This is a genomic window from Hymenobacter roseosalivarius DSM 11622 (assembly GCF_900176135.1).
In the GTDB taxonomy this organism is placed as follows: domain Bacteria; phylum Bacteroidota; class Bacteroidia; order Cytophagales; family Hymenobacteraceae; genus Hymenobacter; species Hymenobacter roseosalivarius.
Genome location: NZ_FWWW01000058.1, coordinates 1 through 26,837 on the forward strand (window position 1 = coordinate 1; position 26,837 = coordinate 26,837).

Genomic DNA, 26,837 nt, shown 5'->3' on the forward strand with positions numbered 1-26,837 from the left:
CACCTACCCTAGTTCTTTGCCGATGGCGTCTGCGACGCGGAGGAGCGGGCTGAGCTTAAGATCGTGATGGAAGCCCTTTGTACTTCACCGCTGCCCGTAGACCCTGCGGTTGAGCTGGAGCCAGCGACGACCACGGCGGAGCTGCCCCTGTGCAACCCGCAGCCTCACCCGCTCGTGTTTACCGACCGACAGTTCGTGGTGACGGGCAAGTTTGCCTACGGCACCCGGGTGGCGGTATTCAGTGCTATTCAAGCCCTGGGGGGCATTCCTGCAGATGCTGCTCCCTCGCGTACGACCAACTACGTCGTTATTGGTGCCTTCGGCAGCCAGGACTGGGCGAGCACGAGTCAAGGGCGAAAAATTGAGAAGGCCTTGCAGCTACGCGCTCAGGGTGCTGACCTGTGAATTACTTCGGAACAGCACTGGAAAGACTATCTCCGCTGATTTGCTAGCTATCGGTTGCCTTTAGTCCAGCCTGCATAACGCTGGTGGTTAGCGACTGTCCCCGCTGTAGTCTTACGCTTACGCTTGACGAGCAACTGGTTACTGGAGCCTGTCCACCTTATCTAACTTCGACAGCTTTCATACTACCAACAGCCGACTTACATTTGGTAGCGTGTGTATCTCAGTTCTACGCTGAATAGCTTTCCCGATGTCCCAACTAGACTTCTTTGCCAGCGCCCCCAAGCCGGCAATGCCCCCGATTACCACTTCTATGCCCAAACTTGACCTGCAAACCCTCGAATCCTGGCTCTGGGACTCGGCCAATATATTGCGCGGCAGCATCGATAGCTCCGACTTCAAGAACTACATCTTCGGGCTGCTATTTCTGAAGCGTGCCAACGATGTGTTCGAGGAAGAAGTAGACTTGATCATAGCCCGCGATGGGGTGAGCCGCGAGGAGGCCGAGGACGAAACCTACTTCAAAATGCCCCCCGAAGCCCGCTGGGCCGAGGTGAAGAAAGCCACCGAAAACATTGGTGTGGCCCTGGATAAAGCCTTTGCCGCCATTGAGCGCGAGAACACCCAACTGGAGGGCGTGATGACGGCCACCAAGTTCGGCGACAAGGAAAAGCTCTCCGATGATACCCTGCAACGCCTGCTGCGCCACTTCAACCAGTATTCCCTGCGCAATGCTGACTTGTACACGCCCGACCTGCTCGGCGACGCCTACGAGTACCTCATCAAGCAGTTTGCCGACGACGCGGGCAAGAAGGGCGGCGAGTTCTACACGCCCCGCGGCGTGGTGAAGCTCATCGTGGGCCTGATCCGGCCCGAGCCGCGCAATAAGGTGTACGACCCCACCTGCGGTTCGGGCGGTATGCTGATTGAGAGTGCGCGCTACGTGGCCGGGCAGCTGGGGGGCAAAGTGGGCAACAACATCAACGTGTCGCTGTACGGGCAGGAGAAAAACCTGGGCACCTGGGCCATTGCCAAGCTCAACATGCTGCTACACAATTTCGACAGCGCCGACCTGCGCAAGGGCGACACGCTGGTGAACCCTCAGCACAAGAACTCGGACAACGAGCTTATGCTCTTCGACCGGGTGATTGCCAACCCACCCTTCTCCCAGGACCGCTGGTGGACGCCGGCCGAAGTAAACCAGGAAAAGAAGCTGGGCAAAGACGGCAAGGAAAAGGAAATAGCCCCCAACTACGCCAGCGCCGTAGTCGATAAGTTCGGCCGCCTGCACTATGGTATTCCGCCCCGTGGCTACGCCGACCTGGCTTTTTTGCAGCACATGCTGGCCGTGCTCAAGCAGGATGGCCGCATGGGTGTGGTGCTGCCCCACGGTACTCTATTTCGGGGTGGGGCCGAAGGCAGCATCCGCCAAAAGCTGCTCGAAGCCGACCTGGTGGAAGGCATCGTGGGTTTGCCCTCCGCCCTGTTCTACAACACGGGCATTCCGGCGGCTATCTGGGTGCTGGCCAAAAGCAAGCCCGCAACCCTGAAGCAGCGCGTGCTGCTGCTCGATGCCAGTCAGGAGTTCCGGGAAGGCAAAAACCAGAATGAGCTGCTGGATACCCACGTAGAGCGCATTCTGGCGGCCTACGCGGCGGGCCAGGATGTGGACAAGTACATGCGCGTAGTGGAGCTGGCCGAGATAAAAGCCAACGACTACAACCTGAACATCTCCCGCTACATCGACCGCAGCACGGCCGCCGCCGCCATCGATTTGCCCACCGTGCACGCCGCTCTGCGCGAGCTGGAAGCCAAAGAAGCCGAGATTGACGAGAAACTGGAACGCTTGCTGGAGGAGATTGGAATATGAAGAGTGGGTATAAGCAAACGAAAATTGGTGAGATTCCGGAGGAGTGGGAGGCGGTGGAGCTTATTGAGGCGTTGGAATTGCAACGAGGCTATGACCTTCCTGTACAAAGCAGGACAAAAGGTGAGCATCCTCTTATTGGCTCCAATGGCATGATTGATATGCACAATGAGTGGAAGGTAGCTGGTCCCACGATAGTTACAGGTCGTTCGGGAACCATAGGGAGACTATACTATGAGGAAGCTAATTGCTGGCCGCTGAATACTACGCTTTATGTAAAGAACACCAAGGGTAATGACCCTAAATATCTTTTCTATCTACTGATAAGCATAGACTTAAAACGCTACGGAACAGGTACCGGCGTACCGACCTTGAATAGAAATGTTGTTCACAAACATAAGATTGCGCTTCCCCCGCTTCCCGAGCAGCAGAAAATAGCCGAAATCCTGTCCACGGTGGATGAGAAGATGGCCGTGATTGACGAACAGCTAGCGCAAACCCAGGAGCTGAAAAAGGGCCTGATGCAGCGCCTGCTCACGCGCGGCATTGGCCATACCACGTTCAAGGATTCGCCGTTGGGGGGCATTCCTGAGAGTTGGAGTATTATAAAGCTCGACGATTTAGTGCAAGTCAATCGGAGTATTACATACGGCATCGTACAACCTGGCCCCTTTGATGCAGATGGAACATTCCTCGTGCGGGGTAAGGATTATTCAAGAGGTTGGGTGAGCCCGGATGATTTTTTCAAAGTGTCTAAACGCGTTGAAGAACCTTATAAAAGAGCCCGACTGAAGAAGGGTGATATTCTTATAACAATAGTTGGAGCAGGGCTGGGTAACCTGGCAATCGTGCCTGATTGGCTTGAAGGCGCCAATATTACTCAGACTACTGCAAGAATTGCAATTGATTCTGAGAGAGCTGACTCCATGTTTTATTACTACGTCTTGCAGTCTCCCATTGGAAGGGAAAATGTCCGTAATTATGAGAAAGGTAATGCTCAACCAGGACTCAATTTAGCTGACGTAAAGAAATTCTTGGTGCCTGCTTTACCACTTTCCGAACAACGCCAAATAGCTCAAATCCTCACCACTGTCGACGCCAAGCTTCAAGTCCTGACTGACAAGAAAGCCCAGTACCAAGAGCTTAAGCGCGGGCTGATGCAGCAGTTGCTCACGGGCCAGCGCCGGGTGCGGGGGGCGGCGGAAATGGCTGGGTAAAGGCGTATTATACCGTCAGCCCGTCCTGCTTTGGCAAGCGCCGCAGGACGGGCTGGTTTTTCAGACATCCATCTATATCCTCTCGAATACTACGTAGTTTATATGAGCAGCGGGCCAGAGTTTGTTACCTCCGAGGAGCCCGCGCTGGCGCTGCTCCAGCAGTTGGGCTACTACCACCTGCCTGGTGCGGCCCTCGCCGCCGAGCGGCCCGACATCACGCAGGTAGTACTGCCCCAACGGTTGCGGGCCGCTATTGCCCGCCTCAACCCCCTGCTCGACGCCACCAACCAGCAAAAGGCCTTCGACCAGTTGACATCGGTAGCCGCTGCCTCGCTGATGGAAACCAACCAGCGCGTGTGGGAGCTGCTGCGGGGCGATACGCTGACGCTGAAGCAGACGCTGGCCAGTGGGGAAGTAGCCTTCGTGCCGGTCCGCTTCCTCGACTACGCCACGCCGGCTACTAATGAGTTTCTGGCCATCAGTCAGCTGAAGTTTCACGGCAAGCATGGCAACTCCATCCCCGATGTAGTGGTGTATGTCAACGGCCTGCCCCTGGGCGTGCTGGAGTGCAAGGCCAGCGGCGCCAACAACGCTTGGGGCAGCGCCTATTCCGACCTGGAGTTTTACCAGCGCAACTCCGAGCGGCTGTTTCACTACAACCAGCTTTGCGCGGGTATCTGGGGGATAGGTGCGCGCTACGGAGCCATCGGCACGCCCCAGCCGTTCTATTCCCACTACCGCGCCCCCGACGATGAGCCCGAGCTACTGGCCTTGCTGGGGGGCAAAATTCCGACGGCCCAGGACAAACTGCTGTACTACCTGTTTCAGCCGGAGCGCTTGCTTGACCTCGTGCGCCACTTCGTGCTGTTTGAGCTGGACGAGGGCCGCATCATCAAGAAGCTGCCCCGCTACCAGCAGGTACGGGCCGTAAACAAGACCATCGCCAAGCTGCAAGCCCACCAACAGGGTGGCGTGGTGTGGCACACCCAGGGCAGCGGCAAGTCGCTGACCATGGCCTATCTGGCTCGTAAGCTGCAAGCGCCCGAGTATGGGTTTGACAACCCGACGGTGCTCGTGCTGACCGACCGCAAAGATCTGGATCAGCAAATCACGACCACCTTCCAGAACGTAGGCTTCAAAAGTGTACAGCAAGCCAGCTCCGTGCGCCACCTCGAACGGCTGCTGCGCAATGACTACGGCGGTATTATTACCACCACGCTCCAGAAGTTTCAGCAAGCCGACAAGGACGCCACGGACGAAACCGATACCACCAACGGCGCCGGTAACCCCACAGACCCCGACGACACCTTTGATGACTCCATAGCGCCCATCCTGCCGCGACCAGTACTGACCTCCCAGTTAATTGAAGGCAATAATCTGGTGACGATTGAGAAAGAGCTAGTTGCCGGCAAGTGGGTAGAAGTAAGCCGAACAGAAATAGAGCTGGTGCCCCTGAGCAAGAAGCAGAACATATACGTGCTCGTCGATGAGGCCCACCGCAGCCACTACGGCTTCCTGGCCGCTTTCATGCGCACCGTGCTGCCCCACGCCAAGTTCGTGGCTTTCACCGGCACGCCTATTTCTAAGGAAGATAAGTCTACGCTAGCCGAGTTCTACGGCGACCAGTATCTCGACGTGTATACCATTGTGGAGTCAGTGGTCGACGGCGCCACGGTGCCGCTGCTTTACGACGCCGGCATTGCTCGGCTCGACGTAAAAAAAGCGGAGCTGGACGCCGAGTTCGAGGTGAAGTTTGGCCACGAGTCGGAGGAGAAAAAGGGCAAGCTCAAGGACGCGGCCCTGCTAAAATATCAGCTCTCAACGGAGCGCGTGACGGAAATTGCCAAGCACCTGCTTACCCACTTTCGCGATAAGATATATAAGGACGAATACAAGGCGCTGCTCGTATGCTCCGGCCGGCGCGCGGCCTTACAGTACCAGCAGGTGATAGAGCAGCTGCGCCAGGCAGGGTTTCATGACTTCACTACCAAAGTGGTGGTAAGCATGGGTTCGCCCAAGTCGGACCCGCTCGCCGAAGAGCAAATGGAGCGCCTGAACTGGAACAAGGACAACCCACACGACCCAAAGCCACTGCTAGCTACCCCAGCGGAAGAAATCAAAGCTGTAACGGAGGACTTTAAGCTGCCCTTTGGCAACGAGGCCGAGCTGGACCAGTCGGGTACCCGCAAGAAGTACGACAACACGGCCATCCTCATCGTGTCGGATATGCTGCTGACCGGCTACGACGCGCCCATTGCTGGCTGCCTCTACCTCGATAAGCCCCTGAAAGCGCACAATCTGCTCCAGGCCATTGCCCGCGTTAATCGCACCTACAAGAGCAAAGCCGCCGGCTACATCGTCGACTACAGCGGCATCACCCAGCACCTGATTCAGGCCCTGGAAATCTTCTCCGGCGACGTGCGCCCGGATGACATTCTCAAAAACCTAAACGAGGAGATTCCCCAGCTGGAGCTCAACCACGCCAAGCTGCTGGCCTTCTGCAAGCCGCTCAAAGCCAACAAGGGCTACCAGCGGGAGGGCTTCATCGACGAGTGCATTCAGTTCATCGAGCCTTTACACCGGCGCGATGAATTCAAAGCGCTGCTAAAGTCATTTAACAAGTCAGTCAATATTGTACTGCCCAACCAGGCGGCTATGAAGTATCAGGGCGACTTCAAGCTCTTCAACGAAATCAAGGTTCGCGCCCGCAACACCTACCCCGACGACGAGGAGCTAAAAATCAGCAAGGACGAAAGCAAAATGCTCCAGCAGCTCATCAACGAGCACCTACTGGCAGCGGGCGTACAAAACCTACTGGAAGAGCCCGTGAGCATTATTGACCGCGAGAAGTTCAAGCAAGAGATTCTGAACGCCTCGCCCGGCACCAAGATGCTGAAGATGCGCAACCAGCTTAAGCACGTCATTAAGCTGGGCATGGATCGCAACCCCGACTTTTACAAACCGCTGGCCCAGCGCCTGGAAGAGCTGCTCAAAGAATACGAAGCTCAGCGCCTCGACCAAGCTCAGTTGCTGCTGGCCTTCAGCGAGCTGGCCGACACGGTCAGCAACGAAAACCAGGAAGGCAACGCCGAAGGGTTTCACACCGAAAGCCAAATAGCGGTGTTCAACTCCATGAAGACCATCTTCGACGGCCAGGCCACCGCCGCCACCCACGAGCTATTCGAGCTGGTCAGTGGGGAGCTGGAAATTGTGGGCTGGCGTGATAAGGGCGAGGTGCGCAACACCATCGAAAGCAAGATTCGCAAGCTGCTCTCCGCCACCATGGAGCGCCCCGCTGCCAAGGAGAAAGCCAAGGAGCTGGTGGAAATACTACGAAAGAACTAAGAATGCCCAGCGTACAGTACGGCGATACAACCATTCATTACACCATTCAGGACAGTCCCCACCTGAAGGCGCACTACCTGAGCGTGGACAAGGAGCAGGGCGTCGTTCTGAAAGGGCGAGCGCTGCCCAGTGCCCAAGCCGATAAGCTCGTGCTGAAGAAAGCCCGCTGGGTCTTGCAAAAGCTGGAGTTGGTGCGCGAGGTAGCCGCCGAAGCTATCGTCACGGGCTCCCGCATCACTTACTTAGGCCGCAGCTATTACGCCGAAGTGATTCAGACCGAAAGCATAGTCTCCGCTCAGGTGGACTTCAACCACTCCCGGTTTCTCATTCAGGTCAATCCGGGAGGGGATAACCAAGCCACCATTAAGCAGGCTCTGGACGCTTTCTTCCGCCAGAAAGCCCAGGAGAAACTGGCACCCCGGGTGAGGAAGCTAGCTGCGGAAAAGGGCCTCCCATACCAGGACCTGAAGTTTCGCCAAATGGCTAAGCGGTGGGGGAGTTGCACCGCCACCAATACCATTATCCTGAACAAGGACGTCATCAAGCTGCCCTTCACGCTGATCGACTACGTGATTGTGCACGAGCTCTGCCACACCAAGGTGAAGGACCACTCCAAGGAGTTCTGGGCGGAGCTGGCCCAGCAACTGCCCAACTGGAAAAGCCTGGACGCCCGCCTGATGGTGTACGGCAACCCCTGATCGTCGGGAGGCGCCTTCCCTTTCCTACGGCCGTAAGGCAACGCCCATGCGAATCGAGTGGCAGGAATACAATTCTGCCGACGGGCCGCCTGTCGGAGGTCTTTTGTGTAATAACTCTTTGATTTTCAACATCAGCCGGATTTTCGGCTGATGCCTTCGAGCGTACCGGTGAGTCGTTGCTGTCGGGTGACGAGTCTTTTTGGACACTACTGACGCAGCTGCTTTCTCTCGCTTCAGGCTGCCAATGCCGCAACGGTGGGTTGCCCGACTCTAGGACGTGCCCTATTTATTCTCTCTACCATTCTTTTTTTAATTCCTGCTCGCCGCAAGGGCGGCAAGTGTATTCTTCCACCTCTAACCTTTTTACGCATGATGAAACTACACCTAGCGGATCGGCGGCAATGTACGATGCGTCTGCTGCTGCAAGGCCCCAGTGGGGCGGGCAAAACCATGGGCGCTCTTTTAATCGCTCATGGCCTGGCCGGAGGCGACTGGACGAAGGTCGCCGTCATTGACACGGAGAACGGCTCGGCCGATCTCTACGCCGACCTAGGCGAGTACCGCGTGTTGCGCCTGACGGCTCCTTTCACCCCGGAGCGCTACGCCGAGGCCCTGGGCGTGTGCGAGCAGGCAGGTATGCAGGTTATCATTCTCGACTCCATCACTCCGGAGTGGGAGCACCTGCTCGACTACCACGCCTCGCTGCCCGGCAACTCCTTCAGCGCCTGGGCTAAGGTCACGCCCCGCCATACGGCCTTTATCCAGCGCCTGCTCCTGTCCCCGGCTCACATCATCGCCACCGTGCGGGCCAAAACCGAGTACCTGCTGGCGGAGAAAAACGGTAAGCAAGTCCCGGAGAAAGTAGGCCTGAAGAGCATCCAGCGCGAGGGCCTCGACTACGAGTTCACCCTCGTCTTTGAGGTGGATTTGCGCCACCAGGCCACCGCCACCAAGGACCGGACCCGGCTCTATAGCGACCAGGTGCCCGTGCGCCTGTGCGCAGAGGTAGGGGAGACCCTGCGCCAGTGGTGCCAGACGGGCACCCAGCCCAAGCCGGAGGAGGGGGTGCTGCGCGCCATCGGGCAGTGCCGGACCCTGGCTGAGCTCACCCAGCTGTACCACAGCCTGCCGGTTGAGCAGCAAACGGAGCTCAAAGCGCAGTTCCAGGCCCACAAGTACCACCTGCAAGTGGCTGCGAATACCAGTAACTCACCTATTCCCCTTTCTTCTTTCCTTCACCCTCAACCCCAACCCACTTATGGAAACCTTGCTACTCGGGCCTAACGCCCGGCCCCTATCCCCACCTGCCTTCGATCGAGAGCCAGACCCGCAAGCGTCTGGCTCTCGTGCTTTTATCGAGGCCAATACCCTGGCTGTGGACCTGCAGGAGCTGCGCCACCAGCACACCATTCCCGTCTTTGTCAAAGACAACGAGCCGCTCATCAGCCAGGCTGACTTTATTGACGTCACGCAGGAAGCCATGCAGGAGGTGTTCCGCGGCGAGCAGATCCTGCTGCCCCAAGTGCGGGTGTCCCACCCCATCAAGGGCCGCATTCCCGAGGCTAAGCATAAGCCCGCCACCCAGCTCGAAGACTGGGAGCGCACGCTCTACTACGAGCGCATGATGTTCTGCGTGGAGGTCCCCACCCTGTTTGACACCATTGAGGGCAACCGCCTTACCCTGCAGGTCGGCGGGGTGAAAGCTTACAACCTGGATAACCTCTACCACCGCAAGGGCGCGGCCGAGCACTTCAAGCTGTTTGTGGGCTTTCAGAACACGGTCTGCACCAACCTGTGCGTGCGCACCGACGGCTATCGTAGCGACGTGCGTGTAAGTAGCCTAGAGCAGTTGCGGGTAGCTGTCTACAACCTGCTGCAGACTTACGATCAGCACCGACACCTGACCCAGTTGCAACAGTTGGGTAATTATGCGCTGACAGAGGCGCAGTTCGCCTTGCTCATTGGCCGCTGTCGCCTGTATCAGTTTCTTCCCGCAGCCGAGAAGAAGAATATTCCACCTTTACTCTATGGCGATCAACAGTTAGCCGCAGTCTGCCGGGACTACTACCGCGACCAAAGCTTCTGCCGCGATAAAGAGAGGCAAATCAACCTCTGGCGCCTTTATAATCTGTTCACTGGGGCCAACAAGAGCACCTACATTGATCAATTCCTGGACCGGACTCTCAACGCGCTGGAATTCGCAGGACATGTACAAGAATCAGTAGGTGGCGGGCCAACTAGCTGGTATTTAACTTAATAATTGAGATTGATATACTTGTGTAACCCAGAAGGTAAATAAAAATGCGGACTTACAAGTCCGCATTTTTATAAATTTTATCCAGTTGCCTTTGGTATTTCCCAAATTCTACTGGCATATCTATTTTCAAACTTAGGCAAATCAAGTACATGTTCTGCTTAAAGATTTTTGCCTCATTGGGGATTGGAGCTGTCTGTTGATTCTCCTTATTTTGATAAAGAAAGTACAATCGGTTATCTTCTATTTCTTCGCAGCCACAGTAAACCAACCAAGCAAGAAATCTATCTAAATCCATTTACTAAGCAGTTTCCAAGTAGAATTTAACTTTGGCATTCGGTTCCATTGTTACGTGCTTGTTATTCTGTTTCTCTAACAAGGCTAACGCTTGATCTCGCTTGTACTCCAACATGCTTGCTGTTGTAGCAACCAGATTAACGTACGCTTCTTGACTCGTCTTACCTTGTGAGACGATGCCTATGATTTCCTTGATCCTACCCATATAGGTATTAGGAAGATCGCCGGGCTCGATTATGCCCGTCAGTTTCAATACATCGCTTTCCATAGTGGGAGTTGGTGAATGTTGAATTATATCTTGATTTTATGCGACTTATTCAATTATACGTGCCGCATTGACTTTCGTGCAAATTTATTCGCACTATTTAATCGGCTGACGTGGGTGAGATGGACTCTGGTTCTTCTTTTTTGGCTTCGCTAATATCTTTTGCAATGTTTGCTTGAAGGTTGGTTGCCCTGGTTCCGTTTTGATGTCCTGAGGGGGGATATTAATGTCACTATTCCCTCTTGAATTTTTAACTTGTTTTTCTTTCATGTTACAAGCTCAATTTGGTGAATCCCTTTCTTGCCGTATGTCTATAACAAAATGGTCTTTCTTCTCGAAGCGCTATTTCCAGTATGGACTCCCATCTTTGCACGCACAGTTCAACCATTTGCCAATAAGTCAACCCTTTACCAGAAGGTTGATTTAAGAAAAATAGTCCTAGTTTATATTTCTTGCATAGTTCACTCTGATGTTTAATACGCTGTATTTTCGAGTCCTGTGTTATTATGCAAGCTCCTTGATCGCCCGCAATAGGAATCCATTCTTCGTCTTTCGCTCCTTGTCCAAAAACCCTTTTTATAGACTTTACTTCTATTTCCGTATGATATTTCTTATTTAATTGTTTTTGAAGTATGTTTAATCCTTCCGCTAGTTCTTCCGGCATATTTTCGTCTATGTAAATAATCATGCCGCCATACAGTATTCAATTGCATTTTCAACTTGTTCTTTACTTATGCCATATAGGGAAGCAATAAATTCAGTAGGCTCACCAGCAATATGTAAGCTATAAATAGTATCAGGATAAATATTGGTATTCTCTATCACAGCATGGCCAAATTGGCGGTCAGGATCACAGACAATACTTTTTGCTTTACCTAATGGCCAAAATCTACTTGCAAGTGCATCATCATCAAAATCTATAAATTTAAAAAACGATCTTATAAAATCTAGATTTAATTGGTTTGAATTATCTAGAGTGACAATAGACTGATCATTTTGCTCAAAATAAATCTTTCTGCCATCAGCGTTAAGGGACTTTAAAACATTTTCATTTGCAAATGGGAATTGCGTGCCAAAGCGTTCAGATAAATCTTTGTGAGCCTTTAGAACTTCTCTAGGTTTAATTCCAATAATATTTAGTTGATGAAAAATATACAGTTCGATTAACGTATGGAAATTGACTGCTTTAGATTGATCAACATACCAAGAATATTGATTATCAAATTCTTTCCCTAATTTTTCGTCCCAGTATGTTTTTATCCAGCGACTTGCCTTATTAATAGACAAGCGCAATATCTGTGCAATATCAGGGACGGTATAAATACCCCCTCCTAACACAGGCTTATTTTCAAAGGATTGCATATCTACAGGGGGTGCCATTATTTCGATTCTTTAATTAGTTCTTTATATGTAAGATGTTTGTTATTGGTATTTGCTAATAGAACATCAAAGCGTGAGCCCTCACTTAATTTACGATTATTAAAGCGAAAAGTAAACTCGTTGACATATAAATGCAGGTGCTTACCGCTGGTGTGGTGATAGACACCAATAATACCGCACTTGAATAATGCCCAAAAGCTTTCTATGCTGTTGGTGTGAACCTTACCGTCTACGTACTGAGCGGCGCTATGCTGAACGACACCATGCACAGACATGCCGTTCAGTGCCTTATAGGGGTGGTGTTCGTCCGTATAAACGGTTGAGCCAGCTTCTACCTTTCCGCAATGAACGGCAAGATAGTGTTAGCAGCGGTATTCACAACAGGCACCGCGTACACCTTACCGTCGCGCTGTAGAATACCGAGTACGGGCGTCTTTGTTTTGGTGCTACGTCCTTCTGTGCGCTTGTTGGCATGTTTATTCTTCTCTTTGCCGCCTACAAAGGTTTCGTCAATTTCAACTTCGTTGGTAAGCTGTCCCTCTTCGGGCGCAAATGCTTGCCGCATACGCTGCAACACAAACCACGCTGTTTTCTGTGTCAGCTTTAAATCACGCCCTAATTGATGCGAAGAAACCCCTTTTTTGTGCGCTGTAACTAGGTAATTAGCGAAGAACCATTTACGCAGCCGTATTTTGCTGTCCTCGAAAATAGTCCCGACACGCACACTAAATTGCTGACGGCAAGAAGCGCATTTCCAGCGGCGCGTTTTGCCTTTTAATTCATAGGCGCGGGTGTGCTCGCAGTACGGGCATTGTGCTTGCCCGTTCCACCGCAATTGAGCTAAATACTCAATGCACTCCGGGTCCTATAGATTAAGTTTAGCTGGCTTCGGATGCGCTCTAGAGGGACTTTCGCTTGATTGCTTGCTTAGTCAGTTACCTCTAGACTTGGCTGCTGCAATTACACTTTCGACAGCACAAACTACTCCAGATAGAGCTAACTTCACTAGTCATGAAAATCGACTTGACCCAAAAACCTGGCGCTTTGTTACGATGATTAAAGTAGCTAAAAGGATACCTAAAACAGGACGTATTGTTGAACCTTCTCATGCAGTCCGCGAATGGAGAAATAGTATTCATCCGTCTGTCGCTTTACAAAATTATATGTCAGAAACTGATCTAGAGCCTGAGGTTACAACTGCTTCTGGACTGTTTGCAATTATTAAGCGCGATATTACATCATAGATTAATAGATCATTTGTACATTTAAAATAAGTGTGTCAATAAGCTCTTGAAATATAGAGTATAATGAGATTTGTTCTGTTATTTATTTTATATAAACCTGCCATCAATTGAATGACAATAGATCGCAGGTTTGTATAAAATAATCGATATCATAACGGCTCAACATTACTTGGTCATTTTCTTCAAATTCATCTTTCGTACTAAAATTTATAAGCAGATTTTTTAAAAGTTGATACCTATCGCTCATAAATGGTAAAGTAAAGTTTAGTAATTGTGCACGCAGACGATAACGAATCCTCTTTGCAAGCAACCCTTCTCCTTCTAACCATTTTTCAGCGGAAGATTGTGTTGATTCACCTTCATACGTAACCACTTCTTCCACTAATATCTCTTCGATTACCTCAATCTCTCCCGAGTCCAGGCTAAAGGCTAATAAAGGAAAAAGGTCACGCAAAGCTGCTTGGTCAGCAGCGAGTCGTAAATCAAGCTGCTGATAAAGTCCATTGCATAAATCTGCAGCAAGCGCAGATAATTCAGTATGGGCAGGGTAAAGTCGCCTATTAGGTTGAACAAGGCGTGCTAGTTTTAGCACATTTGCTATGCGCTCTGCGATGCTAACATCATCTTCAAGGTCAAGGTGAGTGCCAAGCGCTTCATAAAAGGTAGTGATTGAGCTTGGAGCGCTGCGACTGAGCCACCGAGATAGTCTGAGGTGTTTTTCTAAACGGTCAGATGCCTTCTCGTAGGAGTGCCAAGTATGATCAAGTGCCTCAAAGAAGACATTAGCCAATGCTGGCTTTTCTGCCACTATCTTTTGGAGACAATGCAACCATGTCTTTTGCTGATCAGGGGATAGAGCTTCGCAAGGGCTAACATAAAGGGCTGCCACTCCCAGTATTACCCGGGTTTCGGGGCTGTGGTGGACTGCAGGTAAAGCTACATGAACAAAATAACGAGCATAGAATTCTGGGGAAAACGCAGCATTACCTTTAGGCCATAAGCTAGCTTGCTTCGCCTCGCTTACTAATTCCTGCGCCTCAAGAGGAGATAGGGCTGCAACTTGGGTATGATTATAGGTTGCATAGGCAGCTTCGTGACTGGAACGGGTTGTAGCTTGTAAATAACTGCGATCAGCTAGTAGACCAGTTCTTTCCCACCATTGCGCTTGCTCCGGGGAAGGAGTTGGGCCCAATACTTCATTAGAAAGCGGATAATTAAGGGGTCCAAAGGCGCGAAGGCGCAGTAAGGCCAACTTAACCTCTTCCGTGGTGAGCAACTCACGAGTAACGGCGTGAGCTAAGTCCTTGGCTATTTTAACAGCGCGCTCAAAATGAAAACGTTGCTGCTGCGCAACGGGGGAATAGTAATTCGGGCCTTCAATGAAGGCCGAAAACAAGGTTGCGTTCGGCAGAAGGTGCAATCTGCCTACCCGCCTCTCTAGGCGTTCAGCTAGCATCAGGCCATCAAATTCATAGGATACCAGGCCACCAGGAAGCGAGGTGGCGCGCCGCTGGGGACGCGATAGTTCTAGCCCTAAAGCATCACGGAGATGGGGATAAGCAGCAGCATAGCGATCAAGCAATTCCTGTAGCCGGTGAAAATAGGTTCGACGACGGCCATCGAAGGCTTCCGGCGTGTAATCTGCTCTTCGCCGATAAACAGGGGAGGCTTCGTAGTAAGCCAGCAAATCATCACGCTCAATCTCGAATGTAGTGGGCTTAGGATGCATACAAGGAATAACGCTAAGGCCCTATCTATTGACAGCTGAGAAAGTCGCGCTGAAAAATCCAAATTCCGGGTCAATTAATAAGCGCCGGTCGAGCAGCGTATTTTGCAGCTCACAGCTTGTTTCACTGGTCATGGCGCAAGCAAAGCAGGCAGCACGCACCAAGGGAGTACCTGCTTGGGCATCCGCATGCCAGCAAATCGGGTCGGCAGGACAGTCAGTAGCTCGTAACAGGGCCTCCCGCAAGAGCTGACGCATAAATGCCGGGCGGGCTTGGTGTGTTAGGCCACCCATGCTGCCTTGACTCCCTTCCGTTGCATACAGGAGTATGCCAGCATGACCCGGGTGGTCGGGGGTTGCTGGACGCACATAAATGCGCTCTTGTACGGAAGCGGCTGGATAACCACATTTCCATTCCAATTCTCGAATGAGTAAATGCGACAGCGTATGAACCAGCAACTGCCGGGGCGTTGCCTGACTAGCTTTTTGGCGCTGCATTTCATTGAGTGGGTTAGCCACATCCTGCATAAGAGATGAGCACGTCTTCGCAATCTCCCCCCCGTGTTCCCAATTCCCTTTTTCCCAACGCGCTACTGCATCCAGGTCAAGCTCTAAGAAAATGCCTTCTCCGCTGCTTGCCAGGGCCGGTAGTGCCTGTACTGTAGTTCTTTCCGTTTGATGTACTCGCTGGGGTAAGATGCTGAGGCGGTGGGCTTCGTCCAACGCATCAGGGTCAAGCGGTTGGACTCGCGTAAAGGCTAACTGAACACGCGTAATGCGAAGCTCGTCTACACGGCGCACCTGCTTGATTCGACCACTTAAGCAAGGCGCTGTAGGGTCGTTAATTGAGTCATCCTCCTCGCCCAAGTCCGCAAGTGGTACGTTGCGAAAGGCAAAATCAGGAACACCGTCCACCTGCTCATGACCTGTGAAAACTTCATATTCCTGCCTTTTAAGTCGTTCTGTAGGCGACTCGTCAAGAGGGGGAGCAGGCGTTTCTTGAACAAAATCACGGCGTAACTGACCGAGTTCGATTGAACTTAATCCAGCGCGTAGGTTAGCACCATTAGTTGGCGCTACGCGGAGGGTCCAATATTCATGACGAGTTCGGTCAGGGTTTTCTTCTAAAGTACCCGCGTATTTTCCCTCCAGCGTTTCTAAAATTGCCGCTGGTGCAGGCGCCTCAAGGAGCAACTTTTCCGGTAAGTACAACCCCGTGTACGCCAAAGGAAAGTAAAGATTATTGCCTGTAGTCAAGCCCCGCTGCATGGCCTGGGTGCAGTGCTGATAATCATCAGCCGCAATCCATGGGCGGCCGCCGTTACAAGTTGGGCGAAGTCGCCCTACCTGGGCCAGGTTGGTGCTACCGTTGCAGGAACTGCAGCGAAGTACGACGCCGGCATAAGAATCACTACTTAGGCCGCCCCCCTGCCATAAAAGCTGTGGTGTCGCACAGCAGTCGGCTTCATCAAATAAGTGATGAAAGATTCCAGTGCGCCCTGGAATAGGGGGGCGAGTCTGTCCCTGCCGTTGGCGCATCTGCGCTCCTAGAAATTTCGCCCAGGGCACGTCGGCAATATGACCGTGAGGACAAATGAGTACCAGTGGTACAGGTTCAAGCAACGGTCGCGAAGCAGCCTGTTCCTCCAAATTTTGCGGACCACCGGGTACATACCGGGCCGAGCGAGGAGGCACAAAGCGGAATTTACTCGCGTTTGTGGGGACATTAAAGGAGTCTTGAAATTTCTTTAAGGCATCTTTATAAATACGTAAGTGCCGCTCCTTGGCTGTACGTGACGGATCATATAAATATTTAGGGAAGTGAACTGCGCTAGGAGGTAAAAAGTCACGCAGACCAGCTGGCCGAATCGTGTTAAAGCGTGACAACTCAACCTGAGGTACAGCAACCAGATATTCTAAAGCAGTGTAGCCACGGCTTTCTTGCAAAAAGCGCACGAAACGAGGGTCTTCTACTAAATGAATTCGAGAAGCTTCAAGTGCTCCGCGAAGAACCTGCTTTCGCTCGAGCATATCGACTTCATTTCGATTTGCTAATGCCTCACGCACTGTTTTTAACAAGGGCCAGCGATCAATGCTGTGCGTCATCACCACGCCCCACGTCGTCAGCTTCAGAGCCCCTACACCGTGAGAGGCTAAGAGTTCAGACCGTTTAAGAGGCTCATTATACTGGGTTTTATTTTTAAGACTCTGGGAGCTGCTCATTCTTGCTCAATTTTAAGGGCAGTTTGGGGTTCGATTTCACGCAGTGACCAATTCACCCGCCACTGATCAGCAGCTGGCTGGGCTTGATTAAGGTCAGCATATAGCCGTTGGTTGCCTGCCGTAGACGCACCGAAAGCGAGCTTTTCATTTAAGGTCGGCACTAGCGCATCGCGCCTGCTTTCCCACTGGGTAAACAGGCGGTCTACTTGGCTTTTAAGAACGACAAGTTCCTCTTCTCCCAGTAAGTGGCGCACATTGTCGCCAACTACAGCTGCATCGAGTTTAATAAGGTTTTCGTGCCGGCTCTGAAAATAGTCATAAACCACTGCTTTGATGATTGCCGTTTGCGCGTCGGTTAGATCGCCGGCGGATGTGTTAGGACCAAACGAAGGCTGTTGCTGCCTTATCATAGCCGCCAGTACCGTCGGCAGATAACGGGCAAGCGCTTTGTTGGTAAAAGGCGTAATGCTCAAGGGTTCAACGAAAGCATACAGTCGGTCGTGGAAGTCGGTGAAATGCTCAAAGTGAGAGAGGTCCCGGGGGCGGAGCGGATGGTGCAGGGTTATGACTAACCCTGCGTGCTCGCGCGCGACGCGGCTACTGGCTTGGATGTATTCAGCCATGCTTTTAGGCATGCCGTTTACGAGCATGATGTTCAGGCGCCCAATGTCGATGCCAACGGAAATCATACTGGTAGCCAGTAGCAAATCGGGGGTAGTTCGAACATTTTGGCTACGAGCTCCTAAGTCGTAAGGAGTTTCAGCTCGCACTAATGCTGCCTTTACCTGATTGTCGTTCATGCGTCCTGTCAGTTCTATAGTTCGCAGGTAGCGGTAGCTATAGTGGAGTGGCTGAGTGAGGAGTAGGTCATCGAGCAGGCGCAGGTAGTCACTTTGCAAGAAAGTATCCACTTGCGAAGCCGTTTTACCTACCTCTCGTAGGCTGCCGAAGTAAGCGACAACACTGTAGTAAGCATCTATGAGTGCGTTTGTGTCCTTATCTCTCTCTCCATCAGTACTAGGGGCATATACTGCTGCAGAGTTCTCTGTTAATAAGCGATGGGCCAACAGCAAGCCGAGTAAATGGCGTTGCGTTATCATTAATGTTTTGCCGGTGGGGCATACGCCTAGGTAGCGCCGTTTCGAAAGCTCCTTTTTATCTAGGTCACGGCGGTATACAGCATAGAATGAGTTGTCCGCTCGTACCCCTGGCTTTGGAAAAACATTTACGTGGCGGTCATACAGCGCCCATACCTGCAACACGGTATTGCGAGTCGTTGCTGTAGAAGAAATGATCTTCGCTCGTGTCCATTTTCCTTTACCATCTGGAACTCGGCACAACTGGTCGAGCACTGATTCAAAAAGAGCAACGGACGAACCGAGTGGCCCTTGCAAGAGGTGAAGCTCATCCTGGATGATTAAGTTAGGCGGGCGTTGCGAGGTCCCCGACCGACGATTACCGAAGAGGCGTCGCGTGTCATTTGTTGCCGCATCATCAGTTTTATGGGCAAGCGCTGCAAACTTGTCAACCGTCCCAAATAAAAGCGTAGGGGGACGATGGTACAACAACTCATCACAGAGCAGAATAGGTAGTGCAGGGCCGTCAATTCCGTCCTCATCGGGCCCAAATAAACAACCCAGCCCCAAACAGTTGAAAGTGGACTGATTATTAGATTGTAACCCTCCAACTGGGCCACCATAGACGCCGGCCTTCAAGTCGAATAAGTCGGTGCCGCAACAAGGGCAAGCGACTACTGGAATTTTACCGCACTCTGCCCGTGCCCGTGTTTCAAGTTCACGGCGCATATCATCCGTAGTGGCCAACTTGTAGTCGTTTCCCCACTCTGCGATTTTAGTGCTAATCGTATTGGAAATATCTAGAAGCCCCGTGCCAGGGGTTTGGGCGTTTCCGACATTAGGTATGCTTAGCTTATTGGGCAGGAACTTGCTACCAACCCAAAGACCGATACTAAAGGGCTCTTTTCCCAAGGTGTCTAGTAATCGCGGCCAAGACCTAACAATTTCAAGAGCTAAAACCAGACGGGTAGCCCTTTGAAACTGCTGAAGGGTGAGCAACCGCAAGGTATAGCGCATTAGCACCGCCGTGCCCCCACCAGTAGTTGGGTATGCTAATCGACGATGTAAGGCACAAAAAGCAATTAAGCCAAGGTATGCCTCGGTTTTACCGCCCCCAGTAGGAAACCATACCAAGTCAACCAGGGCATTACGTTCATGCCACTCGGTTGGGGGAGTGGACAACTCAAATAAAGCTTGGCTAGAAGTGGGCTCAGGCCGTACAAACCCATCAATATTTAGCAGAATAAATGCTAGCTGGAAGGGTCTCCACGCCGCGGGCTGGTTGCCTCGCAGCTTATCATTGGCCTGCGCATAAAAATTGGCGCTATAACCCTGGCCTCGGGTTTCTTTAAGAACAGTATTGGTTGGGTCTCCGGGCCGCCATGTATTCTTGCCCACTTTACTACCATGCCAGAGCTGGACAAACATGGCCGCATTTGCCAGACGAAAGGCCTGCAAAGCAGGTGTGTCAGTGGCCAACAACTCAATGTTGCGCCGCATGCGGTCAAGGTCCCGTTGGCAGCACTGCATCTGCTCTCTCACAAGGGCATGCTTCTCGGGGCTTTCAGCCTTTAATGCCTTGCTCGTTTGTTTGTTAATCCAGTGTTGATAGTAAGCAATAAATCGACGTAGACCGTCCAATATATCTGAGTCTTCAGCTTGTCCGGTTACTCCAAAATCACCTAACCACTGAAATCGCAATACATCATCCTCCGTCAGGAGTCGGGCTTCTGGTTCATCGCTAAGGGAATGGGGTGCTGCCGGGGAGATGTCCGGTACGTCCTTATAGGGTAAATAGTTGGTTTCAGCCCGAGTGACTCTTTTATAGTCATCGGGTAATGGCCAGGAAGCTGCTACCCCGTGGCCAATGGCATAGGGAGGCGCATGACGATATAGAAACTTAATTGTCGCATCTTCAGCCAGCAAACTGCCGGTATCAGTGCTAGCCCCTGCTTTTTGATAAGGCAGTAAACCCCCAGGCACGTTTAAAGCTAAGTTCACCCCAAACAAGCAATGAGAGGCAGTGCTAGTATCGTAGGAAGGGTATGGTCCCCCTTCGTCGACCACAACAGGTTGGCTAAAATTTTCAGCCTGTACTTTCACGAATAACGCTTCGGCACGATGCCGATCATCTCGGCGAAGCAGGATGCGCACGCGGAGGCGATGGCCATCCGCTGAGTGCGGAACTGGGTCGCATGGTTGAGCCAGTTGGCCTCCGTTATCTGCTTCAAAAGTAAAACAGCTTTCGTGACGGCCATGCCGAAGACGCTGCTGCCATTCGCCTAGGGCTAGCGGCAATTCGATACGCTCATCCTTGGCTTGCCAGTACGTGTTGTAAGCATCGGTAGAGCGCAACGGGAAGGCTAACTTTTGAAAGGCCTGGTACGTGAAGTACAGCTGTTGTAAATTCTCTATTTGTTGGGTGAGTCGCTGGAATCGTGTTGACCCACGCACAGCCGGGTCCTCACTAAACCTCAAGCGATCCCACTGGCGAAGAAGGGCGTCTGAATCAGAAGTTGAAGCGGCTAGAGCATCTTCCGTTTCGTCCGAATCAGGGATATCTGGCGTATCATTTATTCCTTCAGCAGATCGACGTTTTTTGCTAAATAGGGCGTCAGTCTCTCTGCGAATCCGTTGTAACGCGCGCGAAAGCTCTGCGTAGGCCTCTTTATCTCGAGTGTCAGGCACTTCCCGTACGCTTAGCAAGGGGCCAGCTGCATGGTTAAGGCGCACTTCGAAATAACGGCTTAGTAAAGGGCCATATTCTGCGTCTACGAGAAGGCGGCTGTAGTGAGGATTTTGTGGATAATCAGTTAATAGTAGGGCAATATGCTTTTTATCGGAAGCTGACACAGCTTCATATCTTCGGTAGCTTAAGTATAGCGTCGCATTTGGATCTGCTGCCGGTACGCAACAACTCAATCCCATGTAACGCGGGTATAGTTGGCTGAAATTGCGTAGTGGGTCGGCAGCTGGCACTAAATCATCATCGGGGCCGGCCAGGGGCTCATCATTTGCGCCATTCGGTTCTACTCCAACTGGGGCTTCGGTATCCTCATATTTATCCAGCGAAACAGTAGACTCGGTATCCTCGGCGCTATCCAGTACATCATCAGTCTCATCCTCGTCTGGTGCTTCATCCCTATCGAGTGGTGCCAAGGCTAAACGCACTGGAGGAAAAAGAATACCAGTATGGTAAATACCAGTAGGAGCGCCGAGTAGAATCTCTGGTTGATTGGCTGAAGCGTTTCGTAGGTCAAATAGACGCTGTCTTCCCAATAAGTCAGCTGAGCCACCAGGACCTAAAAGTCGACGACGCACAAAATCCGCTAGTTGGTCACGAGTTTCTTTAAAAGGATCAAGGCTTGGCATATGTAAACGTTGGTAGCAGACTATTGATGATGTAAGATAAATTGGGGTGTAAGAAGGTTATTTTTTGAGCAATGCAGCAGTTAAAATTGAAATAAAATACTCATAAATATCTTCAGTGAATTCTGGTAATTTTCGGTGGTCCGTATCATAGAAAACCTTGAATTTATCAGGATGCAGGCTCACATGATGGACTAAACTTTGCTTGATAGTATCCTGTGATATTTGTCCACTATTGTGAATTGTACACTGCTGCCACCAGGCTAGTAGCTCACGCCGAACCTTTTGGTACTCTTGGCGCAAGGAGGCTTCTTCCTGGTTGGATAATGTTCTCCGCCACCGTTCCTCTCGATGCAGGAGCTGCATCTCATCTATCTGCCCGCTTTGACTGCCTATTACTTGGTAAATAGCATTTCTATTTTGCCAGCTACCGGGCACTCTCGTTGTAGACTCAACGGGCTGGCAGTAGTTATCCCATGCTAAATAGGTTCGGAGGAATGTTGCTTCAGCTACATGCAGCTTGATGTCGCCAAAACGCCCCTCAACCATGTGCCGATATAACCGCTCAGGGTTGTATCGATAATGCTTATATGCAAACTCTCGAAGTGCTTGTTTCCAAAAGGGTAACTCGCGAGATCGGGTAGCGGAGGCTGTCTTGGTGGCTGCTCTTCTTAAGGACTCTCGCAATTGCTTTTCATCGAGAAAATGCTCGCCGCTACGTACATCGGCAAGCAAGCATTTTTCTAGCATCCACTCTTCATTGCTGTGTCTATGCACCCACACTGGGCGTTCTTCGGGGGCTATAACCCGCCGAGCGCGCGCATTAAGCTGCCTTATACTAGAATTAATTTCTTCTGTAAATAGGCCAGTGGCAAATGGGGCGCTTTCAGCATCATCTCCCACAAATGCAGTGACCAACTCTTCGACATCCTCTGCTTCTTGAAGACGAATTGCTTGGTCTACGTCATCGGGTGTACGTTGCGCTGGAGATATATGAAGCACAGCATCGTCAAGCTCGGCTAGCGCAGCTTCGGAGGGAATGCGGCCTACTTCGCGCGCGGCCGCTTGGTCCTCATCCGTTAGGGCTGTCCACTCATCATTCTGTTGAATTAGTAATTTAGGTCGTGGCTTGCTGGCAGGCTTTTTAGGCAATGGTGGCGAAATATTGAATGCAGGGTCAGTACTAAGCTCGATATTAGTACCAATACGATTGAACAATGAAGGCGCGCGGTAAGCAGGTAATGCTGGTGAGGCAGCATTTAAGTCAGCAGCTAGCTCTGTAGCGGCGAGGGTAGGGTCAGTAGGGTTTGCATAAATTGTTAATGGCCATAGTTGACGATGCAGTGCATCCCGTTCCAGCTCGAATTGACGAAGTGCTCCATGACAGAACACATCATGGAAAAGCTCTTTATGAAGTAACCAATGCAAATTATTAGATGCTGGCAGCTGTCGTAAAGCCCACCAGTAACGTGGTTGAACCCCCGTCACATACACCGGCCAAGAGGGGTTATTGTCGATAACATTTAATTCACTGGGAGCAATAAAGGTTAGATGAGTAAATTCTGCTAGCCGTTGGGTACGCAAGTCTTGCGTCAGGCCCAGAAAGCCAGGTAAGTATCGAGGCTGGCTCACATGGATAGGTACTATAACATAGGCCCGTTCTTTTGGCAGCTGATTCAACTGCCGCCAAAGCGGCTGCATGACAGCTAATAAGTCTGTAATCTGCTTTGCTAACCCCTCCAGCTTACGTCTACGCTCACCGCCAAGGTGAATTTGACTGTATTGCCGGTATATATAGTCAGCTACAGTACGGGCAGTGGTAGCATCGCGTATCCAATGCAGAAGGTTCCACGGTAAGGGACTTACGTAGTCTGTATTGTCTTCTGTCGCCCGGGCCGCATTTTCTGCGTCTTGTTCTTGAACGTATGCCGCCAGAAGCTTTCGTAATTGGACTTCCTTGCCAGAGTCTGTTGTTAGGTAAAAATGATTGCTCTGATAATTAATTTCACGGGCTGATGGTTGACCGAACCACAAAGCTTGCGTCGGCACAGCTTGAACTACAACCACCTGCTTAGGTACTTCCCCCCATGTCAAGGCTCGTGGGCGCATTGTAGTTGATACGACGATTTTGGCTTTTGGACAGGTGCTTTTATTATATGTTCCACTAGCCGGCACCCGCCCAAAAAAAACAGGATGCTACTACGTTTCAGTACTGCAGCACGCGCTAGTGCAGTTGATTCTTTAGGCTGACCTAGGGTCCACATAAGTGGGGCTGTGCCAGGTGAGGTTGCTGCCCTCACGGACTCAGTGTTATGAAGTGACTCGCCCACCCAGCGTGGCAAATCCTTTGCAAGATTTTTAGCGCACCAAATAGCCACAGGTTGGGGTAGTCCAGCGATGCATCCACCTGTAAGAGACATGGATGAGTCATCAGCCGAAGGACTATAATAGGCTAGCATACGAGCAGCAACGGCCGGTGGCAGGGCTCTTTCTCCCTTCGATAATTCGTATATGGCGGGCTGCTCGGTCGAAAGTGATAGTATGCTAGAAGGCGCCTGAAATGTCAGAATCGTTTCTTCAGATTCTTGCAATGCATGCTTTTCGACCCCATGTAAGGTAAAGTATGGGTTATGCGTCCCTTTACGCCAACTTAATGGATTGAATAATTGAATACGTTTAAATGATGGCTCCTCACAGGCTAAATCTTGCGCTAACCAGTCAGTAATAGTAGGCCATTGGGCCACGCTCTCTTGTGCAGCCTCTACGGCCAACATAAGACTTAGTGCGGAAAATAAACGCTGCCGCAGCGCTGCATCGCCGAAACCAAAGTGCAGGTGAACTTCAACTAGACCTGATGTCTCTTGCTCATTCCGGATTCGAACTTGACGCACTTGCTCGCGCAACCAACGCAGCAAATGCTCATCTGCTGTGTCTTGACCATCTAGGTTGGCAGCCTTAACCAGCCAACCTAATTCTGCTGGCCAGGTCGGTAAATAAGTTAACCATTTTTCAATTACCTGGGTAAAGGTAAGGTTCATATAAAGCCTATTCTAATAAAGATAAAAGTATCAATAGCTTAAATTCTTTCAGTACTCAAAATGGTGTAGTCCAGTAAAAGTACACAGCGGACTAAAGTAAGTTAAATTTAGATTATATTCTAATGGGTGTAACTAATGGTAGCTGAGACCAGATTATTACTGGTTAAGTAAGAACAGAGGGCTACTTTCAAATAACCTTCTAACGCTTCGTTAAATGTAAGCCTGCGAGTTTCTTCGATAAGGGGCCACTAGAGTTGAGTTTCGCATCCTCCTCTAAGGATCTGTGTAAGCGTGGAACAGACGTGGTATACATATGAAAAGGTTTTACCTATAAATGCATGGGGTACCTCACTCAAAAGCTTTGATTGAAAAAAATAATTTTTTTGTAGGAGCGGTAGGCGAACGCATACCCCAGTACACCCCCCTTGCCAAAGCCAGAAAACTGAATCCAATAGACCGCTTTGTCCAGGGAAGCGACGGCTATCGGCGCCTCGCGCCACCTGTTGCTTCTGACTTTCGAAGGGCGAAGAATAAAAACTGAATTTATTCCGCCAACGGAATAAATTCATGCTGTACCTAACTGGTTCATCTACAGACTTTTGTTAGATGAAACGATTAAAGTCCGTTGGCGGAATTTAATCGTTCTATTTTTCCCAAAAACGCGCAGCGCCTGTCCCTCGGATGATGGCGTCGCGCTTCCTACGGAAAGTGGGCTTGTGAAAGAGGCGCACAAAATCTGCCGCTCGGTGGCCCGGAGCGTACTGGGTTAGTTACCTCGCTCCGCATCCTCCCGTCGCGCCCGACGGATATGGCCCTACGCTGCGCGCTGGGAAGACGGGAGACGAACTCCCGGTCGTGTCTATCCTTAGCGCCTGCTGGTGAATAGGTCAACCAGCCTCTTTCTACTATGGCCCAGCCACTAACCACCGCCCAAGTACAGGCCGCCCTGGCCAACGCCCCCCTAACGCCCATGGATCGCAAGAACGCGGTGCTGGAAAGCCTGACCTACCGCTCCGAAGTACCCAGCGACACCTACCGCTCCGCCCTCGACAGCCACGGGCTGGTCAAGCGCTTTGGCTACGACACCGACCCCTCGGGGGCGCTGGTGCGCAAACCCCTGCTTGCCCGGAAGGATTTTGCCGATGGCTCCTACCGCCAGGGCGAACGGCTAGTAGACCGTGCTGGGCAACCGGCGTTCGAAAGCACAGGGCAGTTTGTGGTCGCCTCCTCCGGGGCCGAGATCAGGCTCTATGATTCGGTCATCAACCGTCTGGGTACCTCCGCCGACCCCCAGGACGGGGCCCTGTGGAAGGCCCTCACCGGCGACAACACCCACGATGTCATCTTTACCGGCGCCATCCGGCTGGCCATCAGGCAGGAAGTGGTCGACGCGACGCGCGGCTACAAGCAGCCCCACTTGGTAGAGGCGTAGCAACGAGTACCCCGCATTGGCTCTATGCTAGTGCGGGCGTACTGGCTACGATTAGGATTAGTACGCTAACGGAATCTCGCTCCCCACAATTGGGGAGGACGACGGATACACCCCTACACCACGCCCCCCTAAGGCGCGATGCCCGCAGTCGCTCCGCCTGGTGCTACCTAGAAGTGCGCAGCCCTTCTCAAGCCTCCCAGCGAAGCGAACCCGTTTGCAAGCCTCGCACGCATAGTTACTAGCATAGCTAGGGTAGAAGCGGATGGGTGTGCGCTGTAAGCGAGACCTGGCTTATAAAGCCTACTTCTCCCTGGGCAAGGCTCTCAAGCTGGCGCCGCACTCTCTACTACGTAGTGATTGTTAGTATAGCATCTGCGCTTCGAGCATCCATTTCCCGCGCTTTGCTCATTCGAAAACCGTGTCTTGGGCTTCTGCGCTTAGAGCCCGGTCTTCCCGCGGTGCCTTTATTGTTAGTATAGCATCTGCGCTTAGGCATGGAAAATAGGGAACAGCGCATGAACTACTGATCCGCTGTAATTTTTATACGGCCGCAATTCCTATATCAGCGCTAAACAGAACCTCATCTACTTAGCAGGCTTTGTTAGCTTTGGCAAGACAATGTTGATTAGTGTGTGACGTCCTACCTTTTGTCTGACCTTTCCTGGAAAAATATGGCTAGCTTTGTTGGGCTAAGGCATTGTCGGCTGGCAAGAACAAGTCTGCTTAGGCGCAACAAGGCAAACCTTATTAAGCATACTTGCGCAAACTAGCACAAAGTCGTAGTTTGCACCGCCGAAACCAACCTATACGGTTGCGAACGCACCGGGCCCATAGCTCAATCGGTTAGAGCAACTGACTCATAATCAGTAGGTCCTTGGTTCGATTCCAAGTGGGCCCACGTTATACCCCTGTAATATGCTAACAATCAGCATATTACAGGGGTATTTATTTTGTATTGGGACAGCTTACGGGACAAGACTTGGAACTAGCTCAACTTAGTTATC

The 26,837-nt window shown here is 51.5% G+C and carries 18 protein-coding genes, 1 tRNA gene and 1 pseudogene; 10 read left to right on the forward strand and 10 right to left on the reverse strand.

The genetic code is table 11. The annotated features are described in order from the left end of the window. The first annotated feature begins 63 nt into the window (after positions 1 to 63). The 7 genes from B9A24_RS08285 (at position 64) to B9A24_RS08315 (ending at position 9,786) form a co-directional block, all read left to right on the forward strand. Complete coding sequence (locus B9A24_RS08285) at positions 64 to 405, forward strand: BRCT domain-containing protein (protein WP_143434837.1); 342 nt, start codon at positions 64 to 66, stop codon at positions 403 to 405. A gap of 247 nt (positions 406 to 652) precedes the next feature. Further along, the gene (locus tag B9A24_RS08290) at positions 653 to 2,272 is read left to right on the forward strand and encodes a type I restriction-modification system subunit M (protein ID WP_234997106.1); all 1,620 of its coding nucleotides are present in this window, start codon (positions 653 to 655) and stop codon (positions 2,270 to 2,272) included. Beyond that, positions 2,269 to 3,486: a restriction endonuclease subunit S gene (locus B9A24_RS08295; RefSeq protein ID WP_084444715.1), complete on the forward strand. Its 1,218-nt coding sequence runs from the start codon at positions 2,269 to 2,271 to the stop codon at positions 3,484 to 3,486. The genes B9A24_RS08290 and B9A24_RS08295 overlap by 4 nt, the downstream gene beginning before the upstream one ends. A gap of 102 nt (positions 3,487 to 3,588) precedes the next feature. Continuing rightward, complete coding sequence (locus tag B9A24_RS08300; RefSeq protein WP_084444716.1) at positions 3,589 to 6,831, forward strand: type I restriction endonuclease subunit R; 3,243 nt, start codon at positions 3,589 to 3,591, stop codon at positions 6,829 to 6,831. A 2-nt stretch (positions 6,832 to 6,833) separates the two neighbouring features. Further along, positions 6,834 to 7,529, forward strand: a complete 696-nt coding sequence (locus tag B9A24_RS08305) for a M48 family metallopeptidase (protein ID WP_084444717.1) — start codon at positions 6,834 to 6,836, stop codon at positions 7,527 to 7,529. Positions 7,530 to 7,898: 369 nt separating this feature from the next. Further along, positions 7,899 to 8,813: an AAA family ATPase gene (locus B9A24_RS08310; RefSeq protein WP_200813884.1), complete on the forward strand. Its 915-nt coding sequence runs from the start codon at positions 7,899 to 7,901 to the stop codon at positions 8,811 to 8,813. Continuing rightward, entirely contained in the window at positions 8,788 to 9,786 is a 999-nt protein-coding gene (locus tag B9A24_RS08315; protein WP_084444718.1) for a DUF3871 family protein, read from the forward strand. Before B9A24_RS08310 ends, B9A24_RS08315 begins: the two co-directional genes overlap by 26 nt. A 298-nt stretch (positions 9,787 to 10,084) precedes the next feature. Here B9A24_RS08315 and B9A24_RS08325 read toward each other — a convergent pair whose 3' ends face one another. The 5 genes and pseudogenes from B9A24_RS08325 to B9A24_RS23215 all read right to left on the reverse strand — a co-directional run bounded on the left by B9A24_RS08325 (position 10,085) and on the right by B9A24_RS23215 (position 12,560). Further along, positions 10,085 to 10,348, reverse strand: a complete 264-nt coding sequence (locus B9A24_RS08325) for a hypothetical protein (protein ID WP_084444720.1) — start codon at positions 10,346 to 10,348, stop codon at positions 10,085 to 10,087. A gap of 93 nt (positions 10,349 to 10,441) precedes the next feature. After that, positions 10,442 to 10,615: a hypothetical protein gene (locus B9A24_RS22645; RefSeq protein WP_234997108.1), complete on the reverse strand. Its 174-nt coding sequence runs from the start codon at positions 10,613 to 10,615 to the stop codon at positions 10,442 to 10,444. Position 10,616: 1 nt separating this feature from the next. Further along, positions 10,617 to 11,033 carry a PIN-like domain-containing protein gene (locus B9A24_RS08330; protein ID WP_084444721.1) on the reverse strand — a complete coding sequence of 139 codons (417 nt, stop codon included), beginning with the start codon at positions 11,031 to 11,033 and terminating at the stop codon, positions 10,617 to 10,619. Next, the gene (locus tag B9A24_RS08335) at positions 11,030 to 11,725 is read right to left on the reverse strand and encodes a DUF433 domain-containing protein (RefSeq protein WP_234997110.1); all 696 of its coding nucleotides are present in this window, start codon (positions 11,723 to 11,725) and stop codon (positions 11,030 to 11,032) included. The genes B9A24_RS08330 and B9A24_RS08335 overlap by 4 nt, the downstream gene beginning before the upstream one ends. After that, a pseudogene (locus tag B9A24_RS23215) lies at positions 11,725 to 12,560 on the reverse strand (IS1595 family transposase). Before B9A24_RS23215 ends, B9A24_RS08335 begins: the two are co-directional and overlap by 1 nt. A gap of 112 nt (positions 12,561 to 12,672) precedes the next feature. Here B9A24_RS23215 and B9A24_RS21590 point away from each other — a divergent pair. Next, complete coding sequence (locus tag B9A24_RS21590; protein ID WP_143434838.1) at positions 12,673 to 12,969, forward strand: hypothetical protein; 297 nt, start codon at positions 12,673 to 12,675, stop codon at positions 12,967 to 12,969. 103 nt (positions 12,970 to 13,072) lie between these two features. Here the strand turns inward: B9A24_RS21590 and B9A24_RS08345 are convergent, their stop codons facing one another. From B9A24_RS08345 to B9A24_RS08365, 5 genes are read right to left on the reverse strand one after another with little or no spacing between them, the layout of a single operon-like run. Further along, positions 13,073 to 14,698 (reverse strand): hypothetical protein, encoded by a 1,626-nt coding sequence (locus B9A24_RS08345; protein ID WP_084444722.1) that lies wholly within the window; start codon positions 14,696 to 14,698, stop codon positions 13,073 to 13,075. Positions 14,699 to 14,719: 21 nt separating this feature from the next. Continuing rightward, positions 14,720 to 16,918 carry a DUF1998 domain-containing protein gene (gene drmB / locus B9A24_RS21595; RefSeq protein ID WP_143434839.1) on the reverse strand — a complete coding sequence of 733 codons (2,199 nt, stop codon included), beginning with the start codon at positions 16,916 to 16,918 and terminating at the stop codon, positions 14,720 to 14,722. After that, positions 16,915 to 21,366, reverse strand: a complete 4,452-nt coding sequence (locus B9A24_RS08355; protein WP_084444724.1) for a helicase-related protein — start codon at positions 21,364 to 21,366, stop codon at positions 16,915 to 16,917. The genes drmB and B9A24_RS08355 overlap by 4 nt, the downstream gene beginning before the upstream one ends. 57 nt (positions 21,367 to 21,423) lie before the next feature. Next, positions 21,424 to 23,472, reverse strand: coding sequence for a hypothetical protein (locus B9A24_RS08360; protein WP_084444725.1), 2,049 nt, complete (start codon positions 23,470 to 23,472; stop codon positions 21,424 to 21,426). Next, positions 23,454 to 24,401, reverse strand: a complete 948-nt coding sequence (locus tag B9A24_RS08365) for a hypothetical protein (RefSeq protein WP_084444726.1) — start codon at positions 24,399 to 24,401, stop codon at positions 23,454 to 23,456. The genes B9A24_RS08360 and B9A24_RS08365 overlap by 19 nt, the downstream gene beginning before the upstream one ends. A gap of 907 nt (positions 24,402 to 25,308) precedes the next feature. Here B9A24_RS08365 and B9A24_RS08370 point away from each other — a divergent pair. Both B9A24_RS08370 and B9A24_RS08375 read left to right on the forward strand, forming a co-directional pair. Beyond that, positions 25,309 to 25,833 carry a hypothetical protein gene (locus B9A24_RS08370; RefSeq protein WP_084444727.1) on the forward strand — a complete coding sequence of 175 codons (525 nt, stop codon included), beginning with the start codon at positions 25,309 to 25,311 and terminating at the stop codon, positions 25,831 to 25,833. Positions 25,834 to 26,657: 824 nt separating this feature from the next. Next, positions 26,658 to 26,731, forward strand: a tRNA-Ile gene (locus tag B9A24_RS08375). Positions 26,732 to 26,837: the final 106 nt, after the last annotated feature.